The sequence below is a fragment of the Rhizobium sp. S163 genome (assembly GCF_030380805.1).
Lineage (GTDB): Bacteria > Pseudomonadota > Alphaproteobacteria > Rhizobiales > Rhizobiaceae > Rhizobium.
The window spans coordinates 151,783-175,392 of the sequence record NZ_JAUDSA010000037.1; the positions used below are offsets into that span (position 1 = coordinate 151,783).

At 57.7% G+C, this 23,610-nt stretch carries 23 protein-coding genes and 2 pseudogenes; 15 read left to right on the plus strand and 10 right to left on the minus strand.

Features of this window, described 5'->3' with window-relative positions:
* Positions 1-155: 155 nt before the first annotated feature.
* Positions 156-458 carry an antibiotic biosynthesis monooxygenase gene (locus tag QTL96_RS27630; protein ID WP_289729961.1) on the minus strand — a complete coding sequence of 101 codons (303 nt, stop codon included), beginning with the start codon at positions 456-458 and terminating at the stop codon, positions 156-158.
* Positions 459-528: 70 nt separating this feature from the next.
* A complete protein-coding gene (locus QTL96_RS27635; RefSeq protein WP_289729962.1) occupies positions 529-1,545 on the minus strand; it encodes an NADP-dependent oxidoreductase in 1,017 nt (338 codons plus the stop codon).
* Between the two features lie 90 nt (positions 1,546-1,635).
* Here QTL96_RS27635 and QTL96_RS27640 point away from each other — a divergent pair, with 90 nt between their 5' ends.
* The 4 genes from QTL96_RS27640 (at position 1,636) to QTL96_RS27655 (ending at position 4,647) form a co-directional block, all read left to right on the plus strand.
* Complete coding sequence (locus tag QTL96_RS27640; RefSeq protein ID WP_289730169.1) at positions 1,636-2,538, plus strand: LysR family transcriptional regulator; 903 nt, start codon at positions 1,636-1,638, stop codon at positions 2,536-2,538.
* 378 nt (positions 2,539-2,916) lie between these two features.
* On the plus strand, positions 2,917-3,429 hold the full coding sequence (locus QTL96_RS27645) for an Rrf2 family transcriptional regulator (RefSeq protein ID WP_113198261.1): 513 nt from the start codon (positions 2,917-2,919) through the stop codon (positions 3,427-3,429).
* A gap of 10 nt (positions 3,430-3,439) precedes the next feature.
* Positions 3,440-4,192, plus strand: coding sequence for an SDR family oxidoreductase (locus QTL96_RS27650; protein WP_289729963.1), 753 nt, complete (start codon positions 3,440-3,442; stop codon positions 4,190-4,192).
* Positions 4,193-4,209: 17 nt separating this feature from the next.
* Positions 4,210-4,647 carry a cupin domain-containing protein gene (locus tag QTL96_RS27655; RefSeq protein WP_113198259.1) on the plus strand — a complete coding sequence of 146 codons (438 nt, stop codon included), beginning with the start codon at positions 4,210-4,212 and terminating at the stop codon, positions 4,645-4,647.
* A 264-nt stretch (positions 4,648-4,911) separates the two neighbouring features.
* Here QTL96_RS27655 and QTL96_RS27660 read toward each other — a convergent pair whose 3' ends face one another.
* Positions 4,912-5,838: an SDR family NAD(P)-dependent oxidoreductase gene (locus QTL96_RS27660; RefSeq protein WP_289729964.1), complete on the minus strand. Its 927-nt coding sequence runs from the start codon at positions 5,836-5,838 to the stop codon at positions 4,912-4,914.
* 62 nt (positions 5,839-5,900) lie between these two features.
* On the opposite strand from QTL96_RS27660, the gene QTL96_RS27665 reads away from it, so the two are divergent.
* Positions 5,901-6,851 (plus strand): LysR family transcriptional regulator, encoded by a 951-nt coding sequence (locus QTL96_RS27665; protein ID WP_289729965.1) that lies wholly within the window; start codon positions 5,901-5,903, stop codon positions 6,849-6,851.
* Positions 6,852-7,118: 267 nt separating this feature from the next.
* Here QTL96_RS27665 and QTL96_RS27670 read toward each other — a convergent pair.
* Positions 7,119-7,313: pseudogene (locus QTL96_RS27670) on the minus strand (alcohol dehydrogenase catalytic domain-containing protein); the annotation flags it as partial.
* A 690-nt stretch (positions 7,314-8,003) separates the two neighbouring features.
* On the opposite strand from QTL96_RS27670, the gene QTL96_RS27675 reads away from it, so the two are divergent.
* Entirely contained in the window at positions 8,004-8,981 is a 978-nt protein-coding gene (locus tag QTL96_RS27675; protein ID WP_289729966.1) for a L,D-transpeptidase, read from the plus strand.
* Positions 8,982-9,046: 65 nt separating this feature from the next.
* Here the strand turns inward: QTL96_RS27675 and QTL96_RS27680 are convergent, their stop codons facing one another.
* The 4 genes from QTL96_RS27680 to QTL96_RS31325 all read right to left on the minus strand — a co-directional run bounded on the left by QTL96_RS27680 (position 9,047) and on the right by QTL96_RS31325 (position 11,259).
* Complete coding sequence (locus QTL96_RS27680) at positions 9,047-9,286, minus strand: DUF2934 domain-containing protein (protein ID WP_289729967.1); 240 nt, start codon at positions 9,284-9,286, stop codon at positions 9,047-9,049.
* Between the two features lie 104 nt (positions 9,287-9,390).
* Positions 9,391-9,588, minus strand: coding sequence for a hypothetical protein (locus QTL96_RS27685; RefSeq protein ID WP_289729968.1), 198 nt, complete (start codon positions 9,586-9,588; stop codon positions 9,391-9,393).
* A 73-nt stretch (positions 9,589-9,661) separates the two neighbouring features.
* Entirely contained in the window at positions 9,662-11,053 is a 1,392-nt protein-coding gene (locus tag QTL96_RS27690) for an amidohydrolase family protein (RefSeq protein ID WP_289729969.1), read from the minus strand.
* Entirely contained in the window at positions 11,053-11,259 is a 207-nt protein-coding gene (locus tag QTL96_RS31325) for a winged helix-turn-helix domain-containing protein (protein ID WP_354669160.1), read from the minus strand. Before QTL96_RS31325 ends, QTL96_RS27690 begins: the two co-directional genes overlap by 1 nt.
* On the opposite strand from QTL96_RS31325, the gene QTL96_RS27695 reads away from it, so the two are divergent.
* From QTL96_RS27695 to QTL96_RS27705, 3 genes are all read left to right on the plus strand, one after another.
* Positions 11,164-11,517, plus strand: a complete 354-nt coding sequence (locus QTL96_RS27695; protein WP_289729970.1) for a hypothetical protein — start codon at positions 11,164-11,166, stop codon at positions 11,515-11,517. The two genes, QTL96_RS31325 and QTL96_RS27695, sit on opposite strands and share 96 nt — an antisense overlap.
* A 1,151-nt stretch (positions 11,518-12,668) precedes the next feature.
* Entirely contained in the window at positions 12,669-13,406 is a 738-nt protein-coding gene (locus tag QTL96_RS27700) for a response regulator transcription factor (RefSeq protein ID WP_289729971.1), read from the plus strand.
* 207 nt (positions 13,407-13,613) lie between these two features.
* The gene (locus tag QTL96_RS27705) at positions 13,614-14,330 is read left to right on the plus strand and encodes an autoinducer binding domain-containing protein (RefSeq protein ID WP_132669709.1); all 717 of its coding nucleotides are present in this window, start codon (positions 13,614-13,616) and stop codon (positions 14,328-14,330) included.
* A 66-nt stretch (positions 14,331-14,396) separates the two neighbouring features.
* Here the strand turns inward: QTL96_RS27705 and QTL96_RS27710 are convergent, their stop codons facing one another.
* Positions 14,397-15,020 carry an acyl-homoserine-lactone synthase gene (locus QTL96_RS27710; RefSeq protein ID WP_289729972.1) on the minus strand — a complete coding sequence of 208 codons (624 nt, stop codon included), beginning with the start codon at positions 15,018-15,020 and terminating at the stop codon, positions 14,397-14,399.
* A 373-nt stretch (positions 15,021-15,393) separates the two neighbouring features.
* The gene (locus tag QTL96_RS27715; RefSeq protein ID WP_132669640.1) at positions 15,394-15,780 is read right to left on the minus strand and encodes a DUF1236 domain-containing protein; all 387 of its coding nucleotides are present in this window, start codon (positions 15,778-15,780) and stop codon (positions 15,394-15,396) included.
* Between the two features lie 821 nt (positions 15,781-16,601).
* Between QTL96_RS27715 and QTL96_RS27720 the strand changes: the two genes are divergently transcribed.
* From QTL96_RS27720 to QTL96_RS27745, 6 genes and pseudogenes are all read left to right on the plus strand, one after another.
* Entirely contained in the window at positions 16,602-16,874 is a 273-nt protein-coding gene (locus tag QTL96_RS27720) for a BON domain-containing protein (protein ID WP_037183757.1), read from the plus strand.
* Positions 16,875-17,052: 178 nt separating this feature from the next.
* Positions 17,053-17,292 (plus strand): annotated as a pseudogene (locus QTL96_RS27725) (DUF1236 domain-containing protein); the annotation flags it as partial.
* Between the two features lie 127 nt (positions 17,293-17,419).
* Positions 17,420-18,280, plus strand: coding sequence for a DUF1236 domain-containing protein (locus tag QTL96_RS27730; protein WP_289729974.1), 861 nt, complete (start codon positions 17,420-17,422; stop codon positions 18,278-18,280).
* A 700-nt stretch (positions 18,281-18,980) separates the two neighbouring features.
* Positions 18,981-20,033 carry a FecR domain-containing protein gene (locus QTL96_RS27735; protein ID WP_289729975.1) on the plus strand — a complete coding sequence of 351 codons (1,053 nt, stop codon included), beginning with the start codon at positions 18,981-18,983 and terminating at the stop codon, positions 20,031-20,033.
* An 80-nt stretch (positions 20,034-20,113) separates the two neighbouring features.
* On the plus strand, positions 20,114-22,798 hold the full coding sequence (locus QTL96_RS27740; protein ID WP_289729976.1) for an EAL domain-containing protein: 2,685 nt from the start codon (positions 20,114-20,116) through the stop codon (positions 22,796-22,798).
* A gap of 517 nt (positions 22,799-23,315) precedes the next feature.
* Positions 23,316-23,537, plus strand: coding sequence for a hypothetical protein (locus QTL96_RS27745; RefSeq protein WP_112821366.1), 222 nt, complete (start codon positions 23,316-23,318; stop codon positions 23,535-23,537).
* Positions 23,538-23,610 lie beyond the last annotated feature (73 nt).

Genomic DNA, 23,610 nt, shown 5'->3' on the forward strand with positions numbered 1-23,610 from the left:
GTGTTTATATCGAAGGTCGTTTCCATCCGGCTGTCGTCGACAGCACCAAAGATTTGCCGTCGCAGCCGGTTTCAAGACAACCGATGGCGTGCGTTCGAAGTTGCCTGCGGTTCGGTGATCACTACGATGCACGCTGGCACTCCCGGAAATACACCCTAGAGCTCCGTCAGAGCGCGTTCGTTGGATGCGTCGTAGATGCGGATATCGCTCCTCATCCGGCCGCTCCAGCGATCGACGAAGGAGATCGTATCAGCCGCTTCAAGATGCGCGCGTAGCGCGCGTTCATCTGCCCAGCGCTCCAAAACCAAGAGCCGCCCGGCTCCCGGTTCATCGATTGCTGCGCTATATGAAATGTTCCCGATACGCTTCCTCGTTGCGACGGACAGCGCATTCAAGTCGTCGTGAAACTGGTTGAGATCAGCCGGATCCACGTAAATGTAACCCGCTACGATGAGCACGAGGCACCTCTTTGTCGGCGGCCTGATCGCGGGAGCTGGCAGATCAGGCGGCTGTATGCATGGATGAACATCAAGAGACAAGCAGTACGATCTTGCCTTGGATGCTGCCGCTTGAGGCACGCTGATGTGCGGCTGATGCCTCGGCCAACGGATAGGTACTGTCGATCACCACCCGGATAGTTCCGTCGTCAAGCAGGCGGCCGGCCTCCGCCAACTGAGCGCCGTTCGAGCGAACCTGTGTCGTTGACACGGTAATCTTCCGCTCGACTGCCTTTGTATGGCCGGCAAAGCCCAACGGGTTCACGAGAAACAGGGCGCCGCCCGGCCTGATGACATCGAGAAAGCGTTCCATGTTCGCACCGCCAACGGCGTCGAGCACGAGGTCGACGTCGTTCACCACGGTTTCTGCGGCGACCTTTGAGTAATCGACAAAGACGTCAGCGCCCAAATCCCTCAAAAGAGCGTCGTGCTTATCGGAGGCGACGGCAATGACCTTTGCGCCTTTCCATTTGGCGATCTGGACGGCAAGATGTCCAACTCCGCCCCCGGCCCCGTTGACCAGAACCGTCTTGCCATCAAGCGAGACTGGGGTGTGCCTGAAGGTCTGGAACGGATTGGGCGCATCGTGACCGAGATCAACGAGGAATTGCCATGCTGTCAGAAGCGACATCGGCGCACCAGCCGCCTGAATATGGTCGATACCGAGAGGCTTGAGCGCCAACTGCGACGCGGGAACGCTCACATATTGCGCGTATGCGCTGCTCCCGTGCATCAGGTCTTCAGGAAAGCGAACCATCGCGTAGGCCTCGTCTCCTGCGCGAAATCCTGACACGCGTTCCCCAACCGCTGCCACGACGCCAGACATATCGGTGCCGAGGATGAGGGGAAATGTTGAGCTCGGTCGCCACTCCGGCGGAAGGGCTCGGTAGCCGTCCCGCAGATAGAGATCCGGCGGATTGAGACTTGCAGCGTGGACACGGACGAGGACCTCGTCTGACGATATCGTCGGGCGGGACGCATCTTCATATTGTAAAACGTCGGGACCGCCGAACCTGTGCAGTCGTACGGCTTTCATTATCTCGGTCATCTATTGCCTCGCTTCAAAATCGTCTTCGAGACAAAGATATGGCCGTTTCCCTTAGTTGATAATGCGGGGATAATTCGCTTTAATAGTGCCATGACGGAACAAATCGGCTTTGATCGACTGACAGGCCTCATTGCGTTTGCGCGCGCCGGCTCGCTTGGAAGTTACACGGCCGCTGCACGCTCGCTCTCCATCTCGCCATCGGCGATCAGCAAGAGCATTCAGCGTCTCGAGCGGCAGTTGGGCGTGTCACTGTTTGCCCGCACCACGCGATCAATTACGCTGACGGCTGAAGGACGCGACCTGCATGAGCGCGCGCTTCGGCTTCTTCAGGACGCCGAGGATATCGAACAGGCGGCGAAAGCCGCTCGTAGCGACCCCGCAGGCCCGCTGCGTATCGCCGCCTCTTTGCCAATTGGCCTGCACGTGATCGCTCCGGCGCTTGCGCAATTTCGCAAGCGGCATCCAAAAGTAACCGTCGATCTGCGGCTGAGCGATCACATGGTCGATCTCATCGAGGATGGCATTGACGTAGCGGTCCGTATAGGAGATCTGCCAGACTCACGCCTTCTTTCACGCCGTCTCGCTCCACACCGACTGTGCTGTTACGCCTCGCCCAGCTATTTGGAAGAGCGTGGTGCGCCGTCTCATCCCGACACGTTGCACGAACACGAAACGGTAAGTCTTCGCTACCAGAGCACTGGTCAGATGTTCCGTTGGGCATTCCGCATCGGCGACAAGGAAATCGAGGTTGCTCCAAGGTCTGGTATTGTTGTCGATGCCAGCGAAGCGGTGCTCGCAACGATTGCCGCAGGCGCCGGTATCGGAATGGCAACCAGCTTCATGGCGGACGCCTGGGTCAGGCGCGGAGCGCTTGTCCCAGTTCTTTCGCAATACGCGGTAGACCGAAACAACATCACAGCGGTTTGGCCCCAAAGCCGGCGATCCAACCCCGCGGTCCGCGCCCTTCTGGAAACCTTAACCCACCTGCCTTGAATATCGCTGGTAGGAATGCGCATCGTCCTAAGATGCCGGACGAAACAGTCGCCAAGGCGCAGCTACATCGCCGGTTAGCCGCTTGGCTGAACCGTCGTACCCGCAGGTACTTGCCGATCAGAAAGGGACGCGGAGGGTCCTGAACGGCCAAGCGGCGTTATCATGCCTGACCACGCATGAAGGCGCGTGTTGGTAGGGTTCTCGCATGGCCGGCCTTCCTGGTCGAACCATCATTTCATGTTTCCGCTACATGCCAGCGTCGGGGTTGGTGCGAGGAGCTGGATTACTGAAATTTGGATTGTCGAACCGTCCCCGAGATCTGGGATTGACATCGATCACATTCATGGACATTTTATATCCACGATTAGGAGATGCAAAATGAAACTGAGCGAAGGCGTCGAGCAGGCGATCCACTGCACCGCATTCCTGGCAGGCCTATCGGAAGACGGCGTGCTGTCGGCGGCGGCCCTTGCGGAACTGCACGGCGTTTCGACGAGCTATCTTCTCAAGCACTTGCAGGCGCTATCTGGTGCGGGGATCGTTGCAACCACGCCAGGCCCAAAGGGTGGATATCGGCTGGCCAAGGCGTCAAAGGACATCAGCCTCCTCGACATCGTCCTCGCGGTCGAAGGACCGGCGCCCGCTTTCCGCTGCGCGGAGATCCGCCAACGGGGGCCAAACCCTTTGCCGCAGCGCTACTTCAACAAACCCTGCCAGATCAACGCCGCGATGCTGAAGGCCGAAAAAGCCTATCGCGAAGAACTCGCCAAGGTGTCCGTCGCGGACCTTTTGGCGGACCTCGGTGCACACGACGACGGCAGTATCGCCGCCCGCGGATGCGCTTTCCTCGAACTCCACGAACGCAAGACGGGCAATCGCGCTACGTCATAGGAGAAGTCACATGACACAGATGAAGAAGGTCGTCGTCATCGGCGGCACAGGCTTGATCGGCTCAAAGGCCGTGAAGATGTTGCAGGATGCCGGCCACGAGGCCGTCGTCGCAAGTTCGCGCAACGGCATCAACGCGTATACGGGGGAAGGGCTTGAAGACACTGTGACAGGCGCAGACGCCGTCATCGACGTATCGAACATGATGTCCTTCGATAAAGACGCACTTGTCGATTTCTTTGCAACGTCGAGCCGCAACCTGACGGGAGCCGAACAGACCGCTGGCGTCCGTCATCACGTCGTCCTCTCCATCGTCAACGCCGACGGACTTGCTGCTAACCCATACATGGCCGGCAAGCTGGCACAGGAAGAGACCGTCGCCGCGTCTTCCCAGGCCTACACTATCGTCCGCGCTACGCAGTTCCACGAGTTCCTCGAAACGCTCGCTGGTGCCTACGCCACCGACGGTAAGGTCAAAGTGCCAGACATAGACTTTCAGCCAATCGCCGCCGCCGACGTCGCGGGCGCTCTCGTCGCAGTCGCGCTGGGTGAGCCGAAGAACGGAACAATCGATCTTGCCGGACCCGGACGCGGCTCGTTCGAATCCTTCGTCCGGACCTACCTCGAGGCCAAGGGCGATCACAGCCCGGTCAGCTCCGACGCCGCCGTCGATTATTTCGGCGCTCCAGTGGTGACCGGTTCGCTGGTGCCCGGCGGAGACTACATCGAGGGACGGATCACGATCGCCGAATGGCTTCAGGCATAAGGAGACGGAGAAATACCATGAGAACCATCCTCCACACGGCTATGGCGCTTGCGGTTTCGTTGACGGCAGCCTCCGCTCATGACGTCACGAAGCCAGGTCTTGCATACGATACGAAAGACGCAAAAGTGACCCTGGTTTACGAACATCCCCTCCCCGATGTTCCAGGCAAGAGCGTCAAGGGCGTCCTCGTCGAGTACGGCCCCGGTGGCTACAGTTCCGCTCATACTCATGCGAAGTCCGCCCTGATTTATGCGACCGTGCTTGAAGGCGCGATTCTCAGTGCGGTGAACGGCGGTGAGGCAACAACGTTCGTCGCCGGCCAGAACTTCACCGAGATGCCGGGCGACCACCACGACGTCAGCGCCAATGCCAGCAAGACCGAGCCTGCCAAACTACTCGCCGTCTTCGTCGTCGACACCGACGACACCGTCTTGACGACTGCTCGCAAGCCCTAAGCCTACGATGAGTGCGAGTACCAGTCCTGATCACCTGAACCTCGATCGAGAGGGTAACGAACGTCGACCAGACCAAGGCATCTAACGAGGCGCGCGTTCGCTGCGGCCGCTTTCGAGCCGACGGACCTCGTTGATCTGATTGCGATCGCCGCGATGAGTGCTCTCAACCGGCTCGGCGCGAGGTTAGCCTACCGGCAAAGACAACGACCATCACAGGCAGCCTTTGACGCCCTGTCGCCCAACATGGCGACGGGGCATTGAGCGTCAACTCCTAACGGCTAACATTCGCTGCGTAGCCATCATCCACAGGCGGGCTGCATTCTCCTCGTCAACGGCATACCGCGCCACACCGCTGAAGGGTGCCGATCCGCGCTCGTCGACCACCGGGGGCTCCTGGCAATCGTCGAAGTATCTGCCGGAAACGGCCTCCAAAAGCGGCGAGCCCGCTAGAAGTGCTGACGTCGCCGCCCCCTGCGCAACAGTCTTACGCAGATGCTCGGGTGTCCTCAGACCACCGGTGTGCTTCTGTAGTCCGGTAGCGATCGCTCCGGGATTGAGAGCGTTCGACGTGATGCCGTCGCTGGCCCACTGCCTCGCGAAACCGACCGACATAAGGATACAAGCCGTTTTCGACTGTGCATAGGCAAGCAGCGGATCGTAGGGAATGAAGTGGAAATCCGGGTCGTCCCAAAACACCGGCGCGAACAGGTTGCCGGTCGATGCGACATTAACGATGCGGCTCCCGTTGGCCTTCGCGAGGTGAGCTCGTAGGCCGAGCGAGAGCGCGAAGTGGCCCAGATAATTCGTTGCGAACTGCATCTCCCGCCCTTCCGCAGTCCGTCGCAGTTCGGGAATGGCCATGACGCCCGCGTTGTTGACGAGGATGTGCAGTGGCTCGTTCCAGCTTTCGACGAATGCTTGGACGGACGACAGATCCGCAAGGTCGAGGTGGCGAACCCGCAGGCGAGCCTTGGGCATTGCTTGGTTCAACTCTGCGGCGGTCCTCTCCGCATCGTACGGGCGGCGTGTCGCGATCGTAACGGCTGCCCCAGCTGCGGCAAGCACACGGCTTGTCTCAAGCCCGATACCTCCTGCTCCTCCTGTCACGATGACGTTCCGCCCGGTAAGATCGACTCCGTTTAGTACTTCCACGGCGGTCGACGAGGCTCCAAACGGGATAGGTGATGTCATTGTCATGGTCCTTCAGACATTTGGCTTGTCCAGAAGATAAGCACGTGGCATTTGTGAACTAGATGACGAATACCACACGCACTGATGAGATAATTCGTACAGTGAGTTCGCTACCGCCCGGCGAGCTGGCGGCGTTCCTTGCCGTCGCTGAACACGGAGGTTTCCGCGCTGCCGCGAGGACGCTGGACCAGACAGCGTCCGCATTGAGCCACGCGGTCGCTGCGCTAGAGAGACGTTTGAGAGTGAGGCTCTTCCACCGGTCGACGCGCAACGTCTCGCTAACCGATCTGGGTCGACGGCTCGCTGAGCGACTCTTGCCCGCGATCGGAGAGATAGGCCTGGCGGTCGAGGAGCTTCACGAACAGGCCGCATCGCCGTCAGGACTCGTGCGGATCAATTGCGAAGCAAATGCGGCCGAACAAGTGCTGATGCCTTTGTTGACCCGCTTCATGAGAATTCAGCCGGCAATGCGCTTCGAACTCCGTTCGGAGGGAAGACTGGTCGACATTGCGGAAGAAGGGTTCGACTGCGGCGTCCGGCCGGCCGAACTCGTCCCCGGCGACATGATCGCAGTCCCGATCGGCTCGGACCAGCAGCACATCGTGGTGGGGTCGCCAGGTTATCTAGGAAGTTCGCCGGTTATCGACACCCCGTCGGACCTCGCACTCCATCAATGTATTCAGCTTCGCATGGCGGGCGGGACCATCTATCGTTGGGAATTCCAGCGTCGCGGCGAGGACTTCGTCGTGGCGACGACTGGCAATCTTGTGGTCGATCAATCTAGACTACTTCTGGCCGCAGCTCTGGACGGCTGCGGCCTAGCCTACGTCACGCGATGGATGGCCGAGGACGCGTTAGCCGATGGACGGCTCACGCAGGTATTGGCGGACTGGACGCCGCCCTACCCGGGCCTGTGCCTCTACTATCCGCGGCATCGCCACCTTGGAGCAGGAATGCGCGGTTTCGTCGACTTCCTTAGGCGTGAAGGGTCGAGCGTTCGTCCGGTGGCTTGACGACGGCCGGAGGCACCATTTTTCGGCAAGAAACCGTCGCGCTCACTCCCCGTTCAAACATGCTCTCATAACGGCGTCGCATACCTCCGCTGCTTCTCTCCAGCAGCCACCGGGTTGGGAAGGAACCGCGCCAGATGGTCACGCCTCCGCGCTGCAGCCATCGCTCATGTCATGGTCCATCGTGCTGCCGGTCGTAGTCGATCCATAGCCATGGGCTTCTTCATAACAGATTTCACGCCGCCGCTGGTGGCCGACCTCCTTGACCTATTCCGCACCGTTCGGGTTGGATCGCTCGCAGAGTGAAAGCTGGCCCCACTTGTACTGCCGGCATTCGCCGCAGGACATCGTGAACGGGACCACGATGCGGTCGCCTACCGTGAGCTTCAAATTACCTCGGCCAGCCTCGACGACTTGGCCCATGGTTTCACGGCCCATGACGGCGCCGGCATGCATGCCCGGCACGAAACGCAAGCGTCATATTGGGGTCCAGCCTCATCGTATTTTACCTTCAATGTTCCGAACCCGAGTGGAACCAGTTCGGTCGTGGCGGGTTGAACATCATAGGCTGCACCCCACAGAATCCAATTGAGAGTTAGCAGAAAACTCTGCGAGCACTTAGCTGAGGTTCAGCCCTATCCAAAAACGCGTTCACCAAGCTCACGCGTGTGACGCGAGCTCGATCGGCAATGCCATGGAAAATAAGACACGCGTCCTTCTCTTGGAAAACGACCTCCTGATAGCGCACGAAGTCGAACACTGTCTTCGCCAGGCTGGGTTCATCGACGTCCACGTTGGCGGAAACTGCACGTACGCGATGACATGGCTTGCCACACATACTCCGGCACTTGCGATCGTCGATCCTCAGTTGGCCGACGGACGCTGTCGGGAAGTATTCGAGCTTCTGCGATCGAAAAGCGTACCGTTCATCGTCTACGCCCACGACTATGTGACGACGATCGAGCGACATGATGCTCGAGGAGGTCAGTGGGTACTGAAACCAGCATCCCGCGAGGTTCTTCTCAGGGCCGTGGACACCGCGTTTTCTTCACTTGGTCTCATAACTGGCGTTAGTGAAAGATCGTCCTAGTACGCCATACCAGCTCGGCTCCGAGCTCGCAGGGAACAAAACGCCTATCTCGTGCTTTCACTGGCATGAAAAAAATGCTTGCACTCAGCTACTTAGCCATCCTTCCGTTCTTCAACAGCGCTAATGCGCAGGAGCTGACCCCGGACATCATCAATAGTTCGGACGTCAGTCTATTGGAGACCGGTCGTCCGGCGGAGGCCGACCCACTACCAAACCCTGCGATAATCCGCATTCAGGTTCTGTTTGACCGAGCAGGCGCGTCCCCCGGTGTCATCGATGGTCTGGACGGCGGCAACATGAAAAAAGCAATCGCGGCTTTCGAAAGCATGCAGGGACTGCCGGTAGACGGCAAGCTCGACAAAGAGGTGGTCATGCGCCTGGATGACCGCCAGCAGGTCATCGGTCCATACACAATCGAGCCAGACGATCTCGCAAATCTGGTCGAGACCATCCCAGAGGATTATGCTCAACAAGCTAAGATGCAACATCTCGGCTACACCAGCGTCGAGGAGAAGCTTGCAGAGCGGTTTCACATGGATATCGACCTGCTGCGGACGCTGAACCCAGGATCGAGATTCGCATCCGGTGAAACGATTGCCGTTGCTATCATAGGTGCACCGCGGGCGGGTGCGGTGAAGCGAATTGAGGCGCGCAGAGGCTCGGGCGAAGTTATCGCATTTGCCGAGGACGGATCAATCATTGCTGCATACCCGGCGACGATTGGCAGCGAAGACAACCCGTCCCCTGAAGGCCGCCACAAGATAAATGGTGTCGCTCGCAGCCCGAAGTACGAATACAACCCCAAAGTCAATTTTCAGCAAGGCAAGAACAACCGAAAGCTCACTCTCCCGAGCGGACCGAACAATCCAGTCGGTAGTGTGTGGATCGATCTGTCAGAGCCTACCTATGGCATCCACGGAACGCCAGAACCCAACAAGATCGACAAGGCTGGATCGCATGGTTGCGTCAGGTTGACGAACTGGGACGTCGAAGAACTCGCGAGCATGGTCAAACCAGGCGTCGAAGTCGATTTTGTGAAATAGCGTGTCGATCGAGATGACAACTCGGTGCAAGTTCGTCAAAGAGCCTGCACCGAGATTCTGTCCCATCAGTCAGCGCTCGATATCGATGGCGGGCGCATGTCGGGCTCCGCTCGGCCACCCTTTTGGCCATTGAACGCATCGTTTGCGTCCTGATTGGCTTGGGTGACGTCCGCGGCCTCGCTGTCGTTGTCTTGGCCTTGTTCTGCTGCGCGATGCCAATGATCGAGATCCCGGCCTTCCTGCCGGCCTTCTTCCTCCCAAATCCTGTACGCTCGTTCGCGCTGTTGCTGCTCACGATCTTCCATTTTCAGTCCTCCTTCTGTTGGCAAGTGGAAACGTTGGTCCACCCCTCGTGTTCCATCACGTAATCTGGAGGACGGCTGCTGCGTTGGCATGTCGAAAGGAGTGTCTAGGCAAAGCTCATGAGATTGTTGACGCTTTTTTGCGCTAGTTTGTCTAGGAAACTGCGGGCACCGCCTTCGATCAACGGAAAACTCATCATGACGTTGGTTGCCGAAGTCGCATCGCCGGCGAACCTCGGGTGTGAAGCAAGCTCCGCCTCGTAATCGAGATGGAAATTGAAACCCGAGGACAGGAAATTCATCACGGCTGAAATTCAGTTGTGATCGTCGACAGGATCGTCGGCGGCAATTTCCAGGCTGAATTTCGTTACCGCGCGTTCATATCGATCGACGCTGCTGGCGCCGTTGAAAACGGTCGCAGATGGCGCCGTTGCATACGACGACCCTGCCTTTCTTGATCACATGTCTTACCCTTGACAGATTGTGCCCTTCAACGATCGCGATATCGGCAAGCCGTCCAGACGCAATCAGTCCTCTGTCCGAGGCTAGTTCCGGCAGGGCGCTAGCGACGTTGCCGGTGGCGAGGGCAACGGCCTGGGCGAGGCTCGATTGGCCGAGCCGGACCATTCGATTGATTGCTTCCAGGATTGAGTCCCAGTCTCCGCCGGCAAAATCCGTTGATAATGTATCGACAAGTCCTTCTGAGACGAGACGATCGAGGTTCGTCGGCTGATTGCGCCAGCGCGTGGAAATGCAATCAAGTGTCGACACGTCGATGGTTACCCCACTTGAGCGCAGCGCTCGCGCGACAGAGACACATTCTTCAGGCTCGAATGACGGATGATTGCTGTGAGCCGCAATCATTCGCGCCTTAGGATGAGTGACAGTCAGGCTCATCAGCGTATCTGCCGTCGGCGTCGCATTGTGGAATATCGCCGGCAACCCAAAGCGACTGGAGGCTTCAGCGATCTCTACGAGACCCTGCAACGAAAGCGATACGGGTGGCATGACCGTGGCGCGCACGAGATCAGCTAGCGCTGGAGCGTCGATCACAGAACGAAGCACCGAACCCTGCAAGAGATGGTCGACCGCCGTGAGGTCCGCAATGGGATGGTCGAGCTTGCGGCCAACAACTGCCTCTTTCAGCGCGCGTGCAAGATTTGGATGGATGCGGATGGCCGTGGCTTCGTGGATAGCGTCAGGAATGAAGCGGTAATCCTGAGCGCCACCACCCAGCGTCTGGCCACCCCCTGCCTCGCCCAGAGCCTTAGCACCGGCCTTGATCATGGCTTCGATCGTCATCTTGTGGTGGCGTCCACCCAGGCCGGCACCATCAATCGCGATTGCGGCTGCGAGATTGGCGGGGGTATGAGCTGTCGAGACCGCCACCTCGAGCGGATGATCATTGGGTGTCATCGCGATCTCATCCATCAGTGCAAGCCCGCACACATTGAGAAGGGTAGTCGTGCCCGAGAGGAGATGGCGGTTGAGATGGTATTCGATATCACTTGGCGCAAAAGGCCGGGACCCGCTTGGCATGGTAGGTCCGACGGCACATCCATGGGCATGACCGTTCATGATACCCGGCAGGATCGTACAACCCGTGGCGTCGATGACCTGCGCATTCGTGGGACGATCGATCACGCCCGCGATAACGTCCACGATCGCTTGGCCGCCGATCAGAACGTTTCCGGTCTCAATCTCGGTTACACCGTCTCCCGTGACGATACGCCCGTTGACGATCACCGTGTCCAGCCTTTGCTTGATCATCACGCTTCACCTCCATCTTGGGAACCGGCCAGCCCGTAACCGAGACTACGCACCGAGCGGATCGGATTGCCGTGAAACCCCGGTCCGAGCAGCCTGCGCAGTGTAGCGATGTGAACATTGACAGTTCGCGGGTCCACGAAGACATCGCTTGGCCAGCATCTGGCGATGATCTCACGCCTCGAAAACACACGGCCTGGATGACGCAAGAAAAGATCCAAGATAAGGAATTCGATGCGAGGAAGCTCAATCATTGCGCCGTCGTGCCAGACGCGCCAAAGAGCGGGATCGAGCGAAATTCCGCCATAGGAAAGCTGCACCTGTCGCCGTTCTGGAGCCAACGAAAACGCGATCTGGCGCGCAGCACTGGACGCGGCAAACACGCGGTTGGCACCGGCGTTTTGATAGGTTCGACGCTGGCTGCTGCCCAGCCGCGAGACTACGACAACCAGCTGAAGGCGGCTTGAGGTTCGGCTGTCGCGAATTTCCCTGCAGGCCGTCACAGAAGCAGGTAGTCGCGCGTCTATCAGCACGCCGTCGACATCAAGCCGTCTCACGGCGGCTACGGTTTCTGGCGCGGTTCGACGAAAGACCGTGGCTAGGCCCGATCGCTCGAGAACCTGGACGACTGCTGAAAATACGCCAGGGTCCCGCGATCCGATAATTATTGTCGGTCGCATGGTTGGTATGGGCTCACGTGTTGAACAGATGGCCGGACGATCTCACGACGTCGAATGCGGTTCAATCGCTCTCTGCAACCGGAGGATTAAGAATTGTATCGATGCCACGAAAGGCGGTCGGCGCAACTAGACGCTTTCCTGCGCGTCGCCCCGGACCAGTTCCAGATGTCGTGCACCTGTGAAGACACAAACTGTCGGAATACGGGATGTCATCGCCTGCTTCCTGTCCGTTTGGGACCAGGCCAAAGAGCCCCTTTGGGCGAACTGACCACATTGAGTTGGGCACAGGTATTCGAGATCAGTTCGGGTTTGGGGGCTTTCTCCCGACGATGGTTGTCGGGTGGATGTCCCGGTAGCATTGGCGTCCGATCGGACAACCAGCAACAATCAAGAAGGTCCTCCGATTAGGCTGGCCGTCGTTGCCGACCGATTGCGTCCAGGTCAGTGGTGAAAAAGGCAGTGCCGAGATGATGAGTGACGATCGCGGCCCATCGCCTCGCTCTCAGTCGTGAGAACCTCGAACGACGCGGCCGTCAGACTGATAGCGTGCCCAGATGAATACACGCCTATCTCGATTGGTGTTCGAGCACCGGTCGGCGCACTTTCCGTTTGCAGACCAGATGACGGAGAGATCAACGATGTGCAAAAGCTCAGACCCAACCGAACTCCTCTTCTCGCACGATGTCTCAGGCACCGAGAATGGAAAATTCAGGCCCTCTTCATGTGCCGGGTGCCGCCTGTCGAAGCTAGGCTGCCCAGGTAGCCGGCAAGCCAAGATACTGGCACTCGAAGAACGTGAGGGCGGCGTGCGCCACAGATAGGCAGGCAATGCCGCTCCATTACTATCAAATCTGAGAGTTGGCGCCAGTCGCCATGAGTGCAACTATAGGTACAGCGCCGATCGCTGTGACCGGCGCGTGCACCGACTGGAAGCCATATTGGATGACGCCTCTTCAAGCGCCGGCCCGCAGGTCGGTGTCGCCCTGCTATCCGCGGAAAGCTCAGCACCAGATGACGTTCTGGCCTCGGCCATTCGAGCCATGGCACTGGATGCTATCCAGGTGTCCTCACTCCTCAAGCTCAGACGCCTGCTGATCTCGGCGCGTGTTGACCTCGTCATCATCGTTGCGTCAGGCGACGCCGAGGCCGGCCTTCAACTGTGCGAGCAAGTTCGCGCAACGAGCGACATTCCACTGATCGTCATTCTTCCAGGCGACCGGGACGATATGATCGAAACGGCATTCGATATTGGAGTTGACGACTGTTTTTCCGCCTCTCTGGCCGTGTCGCAATGTCAGGCACGGATCAGGGCGCTGTTGCGCCGCGCCGCCTATGCGCTCAGTCATCGTGTGGACCCGAGGGTCATTCGTTTTGGCACCTTTGTCCTTCACCCTCGAGAGCGGGTCCTGCGAGACCTGAAGGGAACAACCATCGATCTCACCTCAGCGGAGTTCGATCTGATGTTGACCTTCTGTCGAAACCCTGGCCGCGTCATGACGCGTGAAGAGCTCCTTTCGCTCACGCACACCGGGCTTGCAGGCCCGGTCACCCGCACGATCGATGTACATGTCAGCCGGTTGAGGCAAAAGCTCGAACCGCACAGTGATAGTCCGACACTGCTCAAGACGGTCCGGCTTGGCGGATACATACTGGTCGTCGACGTCATATCAGACTAGGCAGACTTCGACCCTGAATTTGTTAAGTTTTGTTGCGGCCTTGCGCGCGTGTTGAAGCTCCTGCTAGGCGACGATATTCATATCAAAATTAATATATTTAGCCGGGGAAGTTATCAATGGCATGGTCGAACTGCGTTCGCTGGCAATGTCTTTCCAGCTCGCTCGACGGTGTCCTGTCACCGTGTCCTAACTTGGGAGAGAGATGGGATGAGTTCACGGACCCTACTTGCAAGTGTTATCGACTGCGCCTTCTCGATCGGGTCTGAGCCCGCACTTCAAAAGGCCATCGGGCGCGTCGCCAAGCGCAACGGATATGATAGTTTTGCCTATCTCAGCCTGCGCGCGGCAACCGCTCAAAATTTTGCGATCTCGAACTACGCACCCGAATGGCAGTCACTCTACTTCGATCGCTCGTACATGATCGTTGATCCTATAGTCACCATGGGAAAGCGCTTGATGCAGATATTCAGATGGTCTGTCGATTCCGAACGAAAAATCGCGAACGCCGACCAGCGAGGTTTCTGGGACCAGGCGTCGGACTTTGGGATCCGGAACGGCCTGACAATCCCGATCACAACAGGATACGGCCAGGTCGCCATGCTGACATTTGCGACGTCATCGAAAGGACCGCTACATGATGTCGTGGCCTCCGACATTGCCCTGGCTGCGACTGCGGTGGCCTTCCTGCATCACCGCTTTAGAAATTCCTCGCACCCGACCATGATGCGCAAACCCGGTCTGACCGATCGCGAAGCACTCTGTGTGCGGTGGGCGTCGACTGGAATGCCAATGCATGAAATCTCGTCGATCACCGGGCATTCTTACCATACTGTCAGGTTCGACCTCGATAATGTCAGAGCAAAGTTGGGCGTCAGGAACCTGCAGGAGGCACTGTGCGTCGCGACGTCAATGCGTCTGGTCTGATTTCGCGTGTGCCCTGTTCTCGGCTCTTGATGGCTCGCCACAACGTGGGCGAACCATCTATCTAGGCTATGCAGCTTTGCGGGTGGTTGGCGAGAGTCTTGAACGGTAAGACATTGGCCGCAACAGGTCGAACGTATCGCGGTTGATCGCAAGGCGACCGGCTACGCTGTTTGTCTCGTTTATCAGACAGGGTTCTCCCAGTCTTGTGATCGGCCAACCACGCTGCCGCAGCAGGCGCTCCATGCGAACGTCGGTGGCCGTCACCAGGTCCGTCCAGCCGTTTCGTAGACACCATTCAATAATGCCGGCAAGCAGGCAAAATGTAGCCTCGTGCGTTGCTCCACGCTGGCTCGATTGCGTGGACGTGTCGACACAGAATCTTGAGCTTTCGATCATCGTCGGATTGGTGGCAAGCTGCCCCTCCTCCAGCAATTGACGAAACGCGCCCATCAACATGTTCGGACCACTCATTGGAAGCAGGCGGACCGACCCAACGACCCCTGCCCGTTCGTCGAGGACCAGGATATAGGTCGGTCCGCAGTCGTCGAACTGATCGAACTCGCGGCCATCCTGACACGCGACATCCCAGCCGAGCCGTCCCTGGAAAACCTTCGCCCGCAACCGGTGCATTTCGTCGAGCAGTGCTGCTTCGGTCGATGTCTCCGGCATGCAAATGTCTATGACTTCCATCTCATCACTCTCCCTTGTTGAACCGTGACAGAGTGATGGTCTTTGATTCTGGCTTCTAGTCACAGATCTGCGGGTCGCACCCTCTCTCAGTTTCCGCGAAAGGCACCAGGAAAAACGATGTCCCCATCGCCGAGACGTTTGAAATTGAAGTTGTACCCCAGTCGGATCCTGATCGGGCCGGAGCGCTACCAGCGACCGTGCGAGGCGCTCCTTCGCCTGGCGGGCATCCACCCCCAGGTGAGAGCATCAACAACAAGCGCTCCGCATAGCAGCGGCGTTGGATGACGGCATCTGTAAAAAAGGTAACAGGCGCCGGGGTAAACCGGCGCCTGCGATCATTCGGCCAGAGGTACTGCTTCCGGGCCGAATGCCACTACTGAATGACCTGGACCACCTTGCGGGTCTGTGGTTCGACGATGACGCGCTCCTGACCCATTATGACGTAACCATACTGCGGATTTTCAGGAACCGGCGTCACGACGACATCAGAGGGCAGCACTACGCCGACCTTGACCCGCTCCTGAACAACTACCGGCTGTTCCGGGACCGGCGCCTGCTGTACGTAGGTAACGACTTCGGCCGGCGGAGGATCAATCGCGGCTCCAGCAACGCCACCGACGATCGCGCCGACACCGGCCCCGACGGGACCACCAACGATCGCACCCGTCGCAGCGCCGCCAACGGCTCCGGTGACCGCGCCATCGGCATATGCCGAAGCAGCCATGCAGGTCATTGCTGCCGCAAGGATAATGCGTTTCATTTCAATTCTCCTTCTCTCATTTGGTGGATGGAAAAGGCGATTGCGCTCTGTTTGTTCCGCATATCGGACTTAGGTCCGGGGACGGCCGGTCTCTGGCGTGTCGTACGCATTAATCGCCTAGTTCACGTCGGCTAGATGGTGTTCGTTTGCCGGCCTGAGACCGAAGCTGTCTCTGAGCGATTTGCGAAAGGCTACCTTCGCGCAAACTTTGCCCAGGCGGCTTTGGCCCGCTCATTAAGACCGGGGCGGCAGTTGGCGGTCAGCGCATGAAAATTGCCGGCGGGCTCACGATTGATAGGCAGCCGATCGAAAGCTCGACCCTCGAGCCTCGAAACGGCCAAGGAGCGGGCTCTACGCCCTTATGTTGGAGGGACGCTTCCGGCCGGCTTCCTGTTCCTACACTCACCGTTTCCCCCGTCTCATTACTCACCACCCTTGGGGCCGGTCCCTGCGTCCAGTGTCCTTGGTTTTGCAAAGCAGGGATGGGGATCCGGTCTTGCGGCAGTGACAGCCGGTCTCGCGATCATGACGACGCGATACCGGCCGGCTGTGGCCATGAACTCGTAGGTTTCTGGCCCTGGTCCGCCGCATTCTGGACCGCCCCCCATAGGGCGTGCGCGGCAGGGCGTCGACCTGCAGCTCGGAAATAGTTTCTTAAGGCCCAGCCGATCTACGATCCGACCGTCGGAAAGACTGTACGCCTGTCGGCGTCGACAAGGAGGGACCTAAGTCTTACCAGCGGAACCAAAGGGGCTGCAGCGAGATTAGTTTTGCATTCACCGATTGGTTCGCCACAGCGAGGACCGGGAAGGAGTGCCGTTATGAAGTTTGGTTCCGATAGCTTCACACACGAAGAATGCTGCTCGCAAGGCCATAGTTCTGCTTCCACGATCGCAACGATCCAAGCAGCACTGTCCGCCGACCCTGATATGGACAGTAGTGCGATTACGGTCCAGATGATTGGTCCTGTCGCGGTATTGGAGGGTTACATATCGCATGCGACCCATCGTGACAAAGCGATAGCGATTGCTGCGATGGTCGTCGGGTTCGAGAACGTCCACGATCGAATGTTGAGCCGTTTTTCGGGTCATTAGGACCGGCGTTTTCGCTGCCTGCGACTTAGGTCCGGCGGTGTCCTCGACTGAAGTCCAGGGTATGGAACAGAGGCCTCAATTGGCGGTTTGATCCACAGAGGAATACGCCGCTTCAAAAGGAGGAAACGTCATGGAACTCAGAACAGCAGGCATTGTAGCCCCGGTAGTGATGGCCGCGAGTGGAGCCTTCGCACAGTCTGCGATGGCACCGGAGAAGGTCATAACTTTCGTCCAGAAAGCTCCGGCGCCGACAACCCAGGTTGTTGTCAAGGAGAAGATTGTGGTTGGTGAGGCGCTCCCCGAAACCGTCGTCGTCACACCAATCCCGGATAAAACTGGCTTCGCCTATGCGATCGTCAACGACGAGCGGGTCATCGTTGAACCCTCGACCCGTAAGGTAATCCAGGTCGTCCAGTAACGACCGTAAGGTCTGAACCTTGGACGGCAATCGCCGTCAATCATTAATGATGGGCCGACATCCACCGCATCGCTATGCGGGATGTCATGTCGCGCCCAGATGTTGGAGTCAGATGTTGGAGACTATGATGAAGAAGCACCACATTGCCGCTCTCCTAGCTGCACTCTCTCTCAGCGTTTCGCCGCTCGCGACCATGCCTGCCGGCGCTCAAAGTGACACGAAGCCAAAATCGGGATCACAGACCGAAACACAATTTGGAACAAGCCCGACCGGTACCGGGTCGAGTTCGCAGGCTGACCAGTCACAGTCCGGCTCCAGCACCTCTGGCACCGATTGCACCCATGATGCTACGGGCGCTTGCCCGCGGGGGAAGGCCCAGAAGCAGCGGACGGACGGTGAAGGCTCAGGCATGCAGAAGAAATCCATGCGGCCGTCGAGCGATGGCTCAGCATCCGATGGAAGCGACTCCGGCAAGACATCGACGGAGATGAAAGCCAGGTCCGGATCGCAGGATACCTCTGGCGGTGCGAGCACTGAACAGAAACCCGAGCCCGGGACGGGCGACGCAGCCGCAGGCTCAAAGAGCGGCATGCAGGGTTCCAACCCATCCGAGACCCAAACCAAAGTCGGCGGCACGTCGAGGCAATCGACGGATCAGAACGCAGCGACAACCAACAAGAATTCAACCGACGCGACCGTAAGCAACACGACCACCAACAACAAGACCAACGTCAATGTCACGGTGGAGCAGCGGACCGAGATCCACCAGGTCATCAAGGAAGTTCACGTCGCCCCGGTCAGGGAGGTAAACTTCACCATTTCCGTCGGCACGAGGATCCCGAAGAAGGTTCACCTCGAGCAGCTGCCGCCGAGAATTGTAAAGATTGTGCCGGCGTACGAAGGCTACCGTTTCTTCCTGCTTGCGGATGGCCGGATCGTCATTGTCGATCCGCATGCGCTGACCATCGTCTACATCATTGATGCCTAGCAGGCAGTGCCCGACGGCGTTGGATCACGCCGTCGGGACCCGCCGGAGACGAGCCAATAAGTACCTGTTACTCGCAGCGGCATTATCGGCTGTGACTATTTTGCGGGCGCTGGCATCATCATCGCCGCGCTCATTTATGAGACTGTCTAATGCCAGTTTTCCCGGGGTTCGTCTTGAGACGATATCATGTTGGCCAACGAGTCCGGCGGCACCTGACCGCTCCTGTCTTCGCCGGTTGGCAATCGGGAAACTCCAACTCGCGTTATCGATTGTTTTCACCAATTACGAGAGAGTTTGACGAAGCAGTGCCCGTATGGTCGTGACAAACACTGTGAGAACATTTCTTAGTCTGAAACCACATCAATTGCATTTTCACTATGTGTATGGATAATGTCTCAGCTGGCTGATCATCGCGCTTTGGACCTCGAACCTGGGGCGCGCCTTCATGGAAGAAGGATCAGTCAGCACCGGCCTATTACTCACGGCTTGGTCGGCAGCGCAGAATTTGAATTGTCCGCCCACGGTCTGGTTTTTCATCCTCACTAAGCCGCTTTTGGAGCATTTAGCCACGCTGTTACAAAAACGCGGATAATCGACGCCTGTGTACGCTGGCGCACCAGACTTAGGTCCGGAGCTCACTTTAAAATCATTCTTAACTGAAGCGTGCCTTTATATCCCTATCAATTTAGGGGGCAGGGCAATGTCATTCGTTTTTAGGCTTCTTTTCCTGGTATTTGTGTGTGTTTCCAGTGGTGCACAAGCTGCCGACGACGACTGGCATGTCGCGAAAACGACAAATCAGGTCAAGTTGACCCTCGATCGGAAGATTTGGTCCGATGTCCATGTTGGGGATGTGATTCCAAACAAAGCATGGCTGGCGACTGGACCTCGGGGGCGGGTGCAGCTTACGAGAGACGCCGAAATGATCTCGTTGCAACCGAGCACACTCGCTTCCATCACAACGTCTGGCTTTTTTTCCCGCAAGACCGAGATTCTTCAGCAGGTCGGCTCCATTGACCTCGAGATTGAAAAGAGAAGTCAGCCCCACACGACTGTTCAGACACCTTTTCTAGCTGCCGTAGTTAAGGGAACAATCTTTCACGTCACGGTCGGCAAGACTAAGGCGTCTGTTTCGGTGGATCGGGGACTCGTTGAAGTCACCTCATTCGCGAGCGGTCAACGCTCTAACGTTGGCCCGCGCCAGCGTGCGACTGTCGATCGCAAGCAAGGAATGTCTGTGTCAGGGCAAGTCGAACCATCCATTGTCAGTGTGCCGCGTTCGGCTGCGCGCATACCCGCAATAGGGCAAGTGAACCTCAGCGAAGGGCCCGCGACCGATGCCCGCGCTTCTGCAGGTGAGGCTGCGTCTAATAGCGAAAGCCACAACGCAAGTGGAAAAGGCAGCAATGGAAACGCTAACGGTTCTAGCGGCAAAGGCAGTGGCAATGGCAATGGCAACAATGGTGGTGGAAACGGCAACGGGAATAACGGGAACGGAAACGGAAACGGCGGTGCAAGCGGGAACGGCAGTGGCGGCGGCAACGGTAGTGGTGGCAACGGCAACAGCGGCGGCGGCAACGGGAATGGCAACAGTGGCGGCGGCAAGGGGAACGGGAACGGTGGGAACGGCGGCAACGGCAACAACGGTGGTGGAAATGGTAACGGGAATAACGGGAACGGAAATGGTAACGGGGGCGCAAGCGGGAATGGAAATAATGGCAATGGGAACGGCGGCAGGGGCAACAACAAGTGATTGCCAAATCCAAGGCACTTTGGAGGTCGCTAGGTAGTAGATCTGGGTCTGTTGTCCTTCGACTTGCTCTGATTGCCACCATGATAGCATTGCCGTTGGTCGCGCCCGGTATCTTTATGGTGCAGAATTGGAACGACAACTTCGTCGCGAAGCGATTTCAAATGGCTACCCGCAGTGCCTCCCGGACGATCGCGTTCATAGCCATTGATAAAAAGAGCTTGGACGCTATAGGTATCTGGCCTTGGCCACGTCGCGTATACGCCGAACTAATCGACCGGATTTCCGCTGCTGGCGCTGGTGACATTTTCATCGACGTTGACTTCAGCACACCTTCACAGAAGTCGGAGGATGACAAGCTTGCTGCAGGTCTCGACCGAGCTGGTGGAAGTGTGCTTCTCCCAGTTTTTCGCCAGCAAGTCACGGCTAAGGGTTCTGAAACCGCTATCACCAAACCGATTGGCTTGCTTGCCGAGAAGTCATGGCCAGTGTTTGCGAATGTTGCATTGGATCCGGATGGCAATGTTCGTCGCTTCTCGCTCGGAGAGGAATCCGATGCTGTCTCTACGCAATCTGCTGCGGCTACTTTGGCGAAATCAGACAGGCATACCGGGACGTCTTTGATTGATTTTTCGATACGTCCGGACACCGTCCCAACGTTCTCTTTGTCCGACGTGCTCAACGGCCATGTGGGCGCCGATGCGCTAAGAAGGCGGTCGATTGTAGTCGGAGCCTCAGCCACTGAACTGAAGGACATCTTCCCTGTTCCGATTTATGGCGCATTGGCTGGTCCAATGATCCATATTCTTGCAGCGGAAACCTTGTTGCAGCATAGAGACCTCCGCACTTTCAACCAAATGCCCCTTGAGTTGCTTTTTTCCGCGGTGCTGATTGTAGTCGCACTGACCTGGCGCTCGATCGGCATCGCAAGCTTGGCAATTCTAACGGGAGCGTCAGGGGTTGCGATCGAGATCGGCGCATTTCTTCTTCAAGCGGAATTCGGTTTCATCATTGGAACCGCCGTACCCTGGCTGATCTTGCTCCTTTCATTTCTGATGTTCCTCAATGAACGGCTCGATTTCGGGCAAATGCTCATCGTCGTCGCAAACGTCGAGAGGAGAAATACCCGTCGGTTGATGGAACGAGTCATTCAAGATAGTTCCGACGGTGTCATCGCGTTTGACAGTCGTCTCAAAATTATGGAAGCCAGCCATTCCGCCAGGCAGTTATTCAATACAACGGTCGGTAAAGATCTTTCCGCCGATGCCGATCCCCACATTGTTGAAGCTGTACAAGTCCTCATAGCCAGACAGTGCGCCGATCCTTCGAAAATTCATTCGACGACTATGGAGTTCTCGACGCAGGTCGGCGAAAAGATTGTTCATTTCGAGGCAGTCATAACGATCTCGCCTAACGAGCGAACTGACGCTATCCAGCGTGATGCCGGCTTTGCTGGCTGCCTGATCTTAAGAGACGTTACAGCTCGTAGACTTTACCATGATCGGCTGCGATACCTAGCGGAGCACGATGAGCTCACTGGCCTTCTCAATCGTCGCGAGTTCGCAGCCCGCCTTGATGTGTCCAAGGAGACCGACCGAATTGCGGTGCTTGACGTCGAGCGATTTTCTGGCGTCTGCGCGACCCTCGGCCGGGACACAGGCGACGATGTACTGAGGGCTATAGCCACCCGCCTGCGTTCAGAGTTCGGCGAGAGCCCCATCGCCCGATTGGCGGGAGATGTTTTTGCAGTCGCGTTGAGTTCCCTGGACCTCCAAGAGGCGGAAGTTGTCGCTTTGAGGCTCCTTGATCTGTTTGAGGCTCCAATTGCCGTCGGGTTCACCTCGGTCCCGGTCGGTATTCGGGTTGGTGTTGCGCAGGCCGCTGATGACAGTGCTGAAAACCGCGTCAGGGAGGCCGAGTCCGCGCTGGATTTGGTTCGCTCTGTGCCTGGCCGCCGATGGGCTCAATATGATCCCGCTTCGGCCGTCCGCCAAGCGCGAGCGAGGCGTCTGGAAACTGACATGAGAGAGGCACTCTTACAAAGCCAATTCTTCTTGCTGTACCAGCCACAAATCGAGCTTGCCAGTGGCCGGCTGATCGGCGCTGAGGCTCTCATCAGGTGGCAGCATCCGGAGTTTGGTTTGATCTCGCCAGTCGAATTCATCCCGATCGCGGAGTCCACAGGGCTTATATGCGAAATGGGCCGCTGGGCACTGATCGAAGCATGCAAAACGGCAGCCGATTGGCCAGGGGACACCACGGTGGCCGTTAACGTATCCCCTATTCAGTTCGCTCAGTCCGACGTTGAGGAGATTGTTCACGAAGCTCTAGCCGTTTCCGGTTTGGCTGCGTCGCGTCTTTGCCTTGAGTTGACCGAGTCCACGTTTTTGGAGCAAGGCGGACCAACTATCGAGAAAATGCGCAGGTTGAGAGAGGCAGGAATTTCCATAGCACTTGACGATTTCGGCACGGGCTACTCGTCAATGAGCTACCTGGCCTCCCTTCCTCTGGATAAGTTGAAAATCGACCAGTCTTTCGTGCGGATCATGAACGCCGATGATGGAGTTCTGGAGATTGTCAAAGCTGTCGTTTCGCTGGCGCATGGACTGAAGCTTGGTGTCGTGGCGGAAGGAGTGGAGGGCAAGCCTGAGGTCGAAACCCTGCAACGGCTCGGATGCGAAACGGGGCAAGGCTATTTCTTCGGGAAGCCGCAGCAGGCAGAAGAGTTATTTAGGCCGAAAGTTACCCATCTGGCTTTTGGTAAGTAATCAATCAGGACGCAGCGATCGTGTTCAATTCTGCTAGCTATACATGGCGGCCGCCACGACGTCCGCCATTAGGCCCGCGCCTACAACAGCAGGCTCGTTCGCCTCTCCGTTGGTGTTTGGGCTGTCGAACACGACGAACTGGGCGTCGTATTTCTTCCTTAGCTCCACGGTTTCCCACGTTCAAGTCGCGATGAAGACGGTCGCTCCAGCATGCTCGAGAGCCGCCTCAAGCCGCGGGGCGACCTTCGACTTGCGTTGGATTATGGCGACCAATCTTTCAAGATGCGGCGCGGGAGGCTCAACTCGTCACTCTTCTTTGGCTCTCTATGAAGAACTCGTGTCTGTGGGAGGATTACTGGTTTTTCCGGAAGCCATTTGAAACTCGCTTGGTTCCCAAACGACAGACAATGGCAGGGGTGTCCTAACTCGGCGCCCCGCTAGTCGCCAACCGAAGCTAGCTTTTCTCCCCCCGTACTCCATCTATCGAAAAATGGAGAACCTCTGAGACAAGGACCGCATGCAGGACATACCAACCGACGAAGCCGACATCAGTGCGGTGATTACCGAAATTGAAGCCGTCGAATTTGATCCAGCACTACCGGGATGGGCTGCTTTGTGCGCCCGGCTTGCCGGCGGCAGTTCAATTCGGCTGGAGTTTGACGCCAAGGCGTTTGTTACGCTCGAGACCGCGATAAGTGCAGCGCAACGGCAAATGACTCAAGATCAAGGGGTTCAGTGACTCCGGAAGAGATGGCGGCCTGAACGAAGGGGCAAGACCAGACCGCTTCGAACGAAGACAGGAATGTTCATGC

Coding starts and splice junctions, on each gene's coding strand:
- QTL96_RS27745 (WP_112821366.1), top strand. CDS start 23,316: ATGCAGGACATACCAACCGACGAAGCCGACATCAGTGCGGTGATTACC.
- QTL96_RS27730 (WP_289729974.1), top strand. CDS start 17,420: ATGAAGAAGCACCACATTGCCGCTCTCCTAGCTGCACTCTCTCTCAGC.
- QTL96_RS27735 (WP_289729975.1), top strand. CDS start 18,981: ATGTCATTCGTTTTTAGGCTTCTTTTCCTGGTATTTGTGTGTGTTTCC.
- QTL96_RS27680 (WP_289729967.1), bottom strand. CDS start 9,286: ATGGAAGATCGTGAGCAGCAACAGCGCGAACGAGCGTACAGGATTTGG.
- QTL96_RS27720 (WP_037183757.1), top strand. CDS start 16,602: ATGAAGTTTGGTTCCGATAGCTTCACACACGAAGAATGCTGCTCGCAA.
- QTL96_RS27705 (WP_132669709.1), top strand. CDS start 13,614: ATGAGTTCACGGACCCTACTTGCAAGTGTTATCGACTGCGCCTTCTCG.
- QTL96_RS27635 (WP_289729962.1), bottom strand. CDS start 1,545: ATGACCGAGATAATGAAAGCCGTACGACTGCACAGGTTCGGCGGTCCC.
- QTL96_RS27665 (WP_289729965.1), top strand. CDS start 5,901: ATGACGAATACCACACGCACTGATGAGATAATTCGTACAGTGAGTTCG.
- QTL96_RS27690 (WP_289729969.1), bottom strand. CDS start 11,053: ATGATCAAGCAAAGGCTGGACACGGTGATCGTCAACGGGCGTATCGTC.
- QTL96_RS27650 (WP_289729963.1), top strand. CDS start 3,440: ATGACACAGATGAAGAAGGTCGTCGTCATCGGCGGCACAGGCTTGATC.
- QTL96_RS27740 (WP_289729976.1), top strand. CDS start 20,114: ATGATAGCATTGCCGTTGGTCGCGCCCGGTATCTTTATGGTGCAGAAT.
- QTL96_RS27660 (WP_289729964.1), bottom strand. CDS start 5,838: ATGACATCACCTATCCCGTTTGGAGCCTCGTCGACCGCCGTGGAAGTA.
- QTL96_RS27715 (WP_132669640.1), bottom strand. CDS start 15,780: ATGAAACGCATTATCCTTGCGGCAGCAATGACCTGCATGGCTGCTTCG.
- QTL96_RS27675 (WP_289729966.1), top strand. CDS start 8,004: ATGAAAAAAATGCTTGCACTCAGCTACTTAGCCATCCTTCCGTTCTTC.
- QTL96_RS27655 (WP_113198259.1), top strand. CDS start 4,210: ATGAGAACCATCCTCCACACGGCTATGGCGCTTGCGGTTTCGTTGACG.
- QTL96_RS27710 (WP_289729972.1), bottom strand. CDS start 15,020: ATGGAAGTCATAGACATTTGCATGCCGGAGACATCGACCGAAGCAGCA.
- QTL96_RS27640 (WP_289730169.1), top strand. CDS start 1,636: ATGACGGAACAAATCGGCTTTGATCGACTGACAGGCCTCATTGCGTTT.
- QTL96_RS27645 (WP_113198261.1), top strand. CDS start 2,917: ATGAAACTGAGCGAAGGCGTCGAGCAGGCGATCCACTGCACCGCATTC.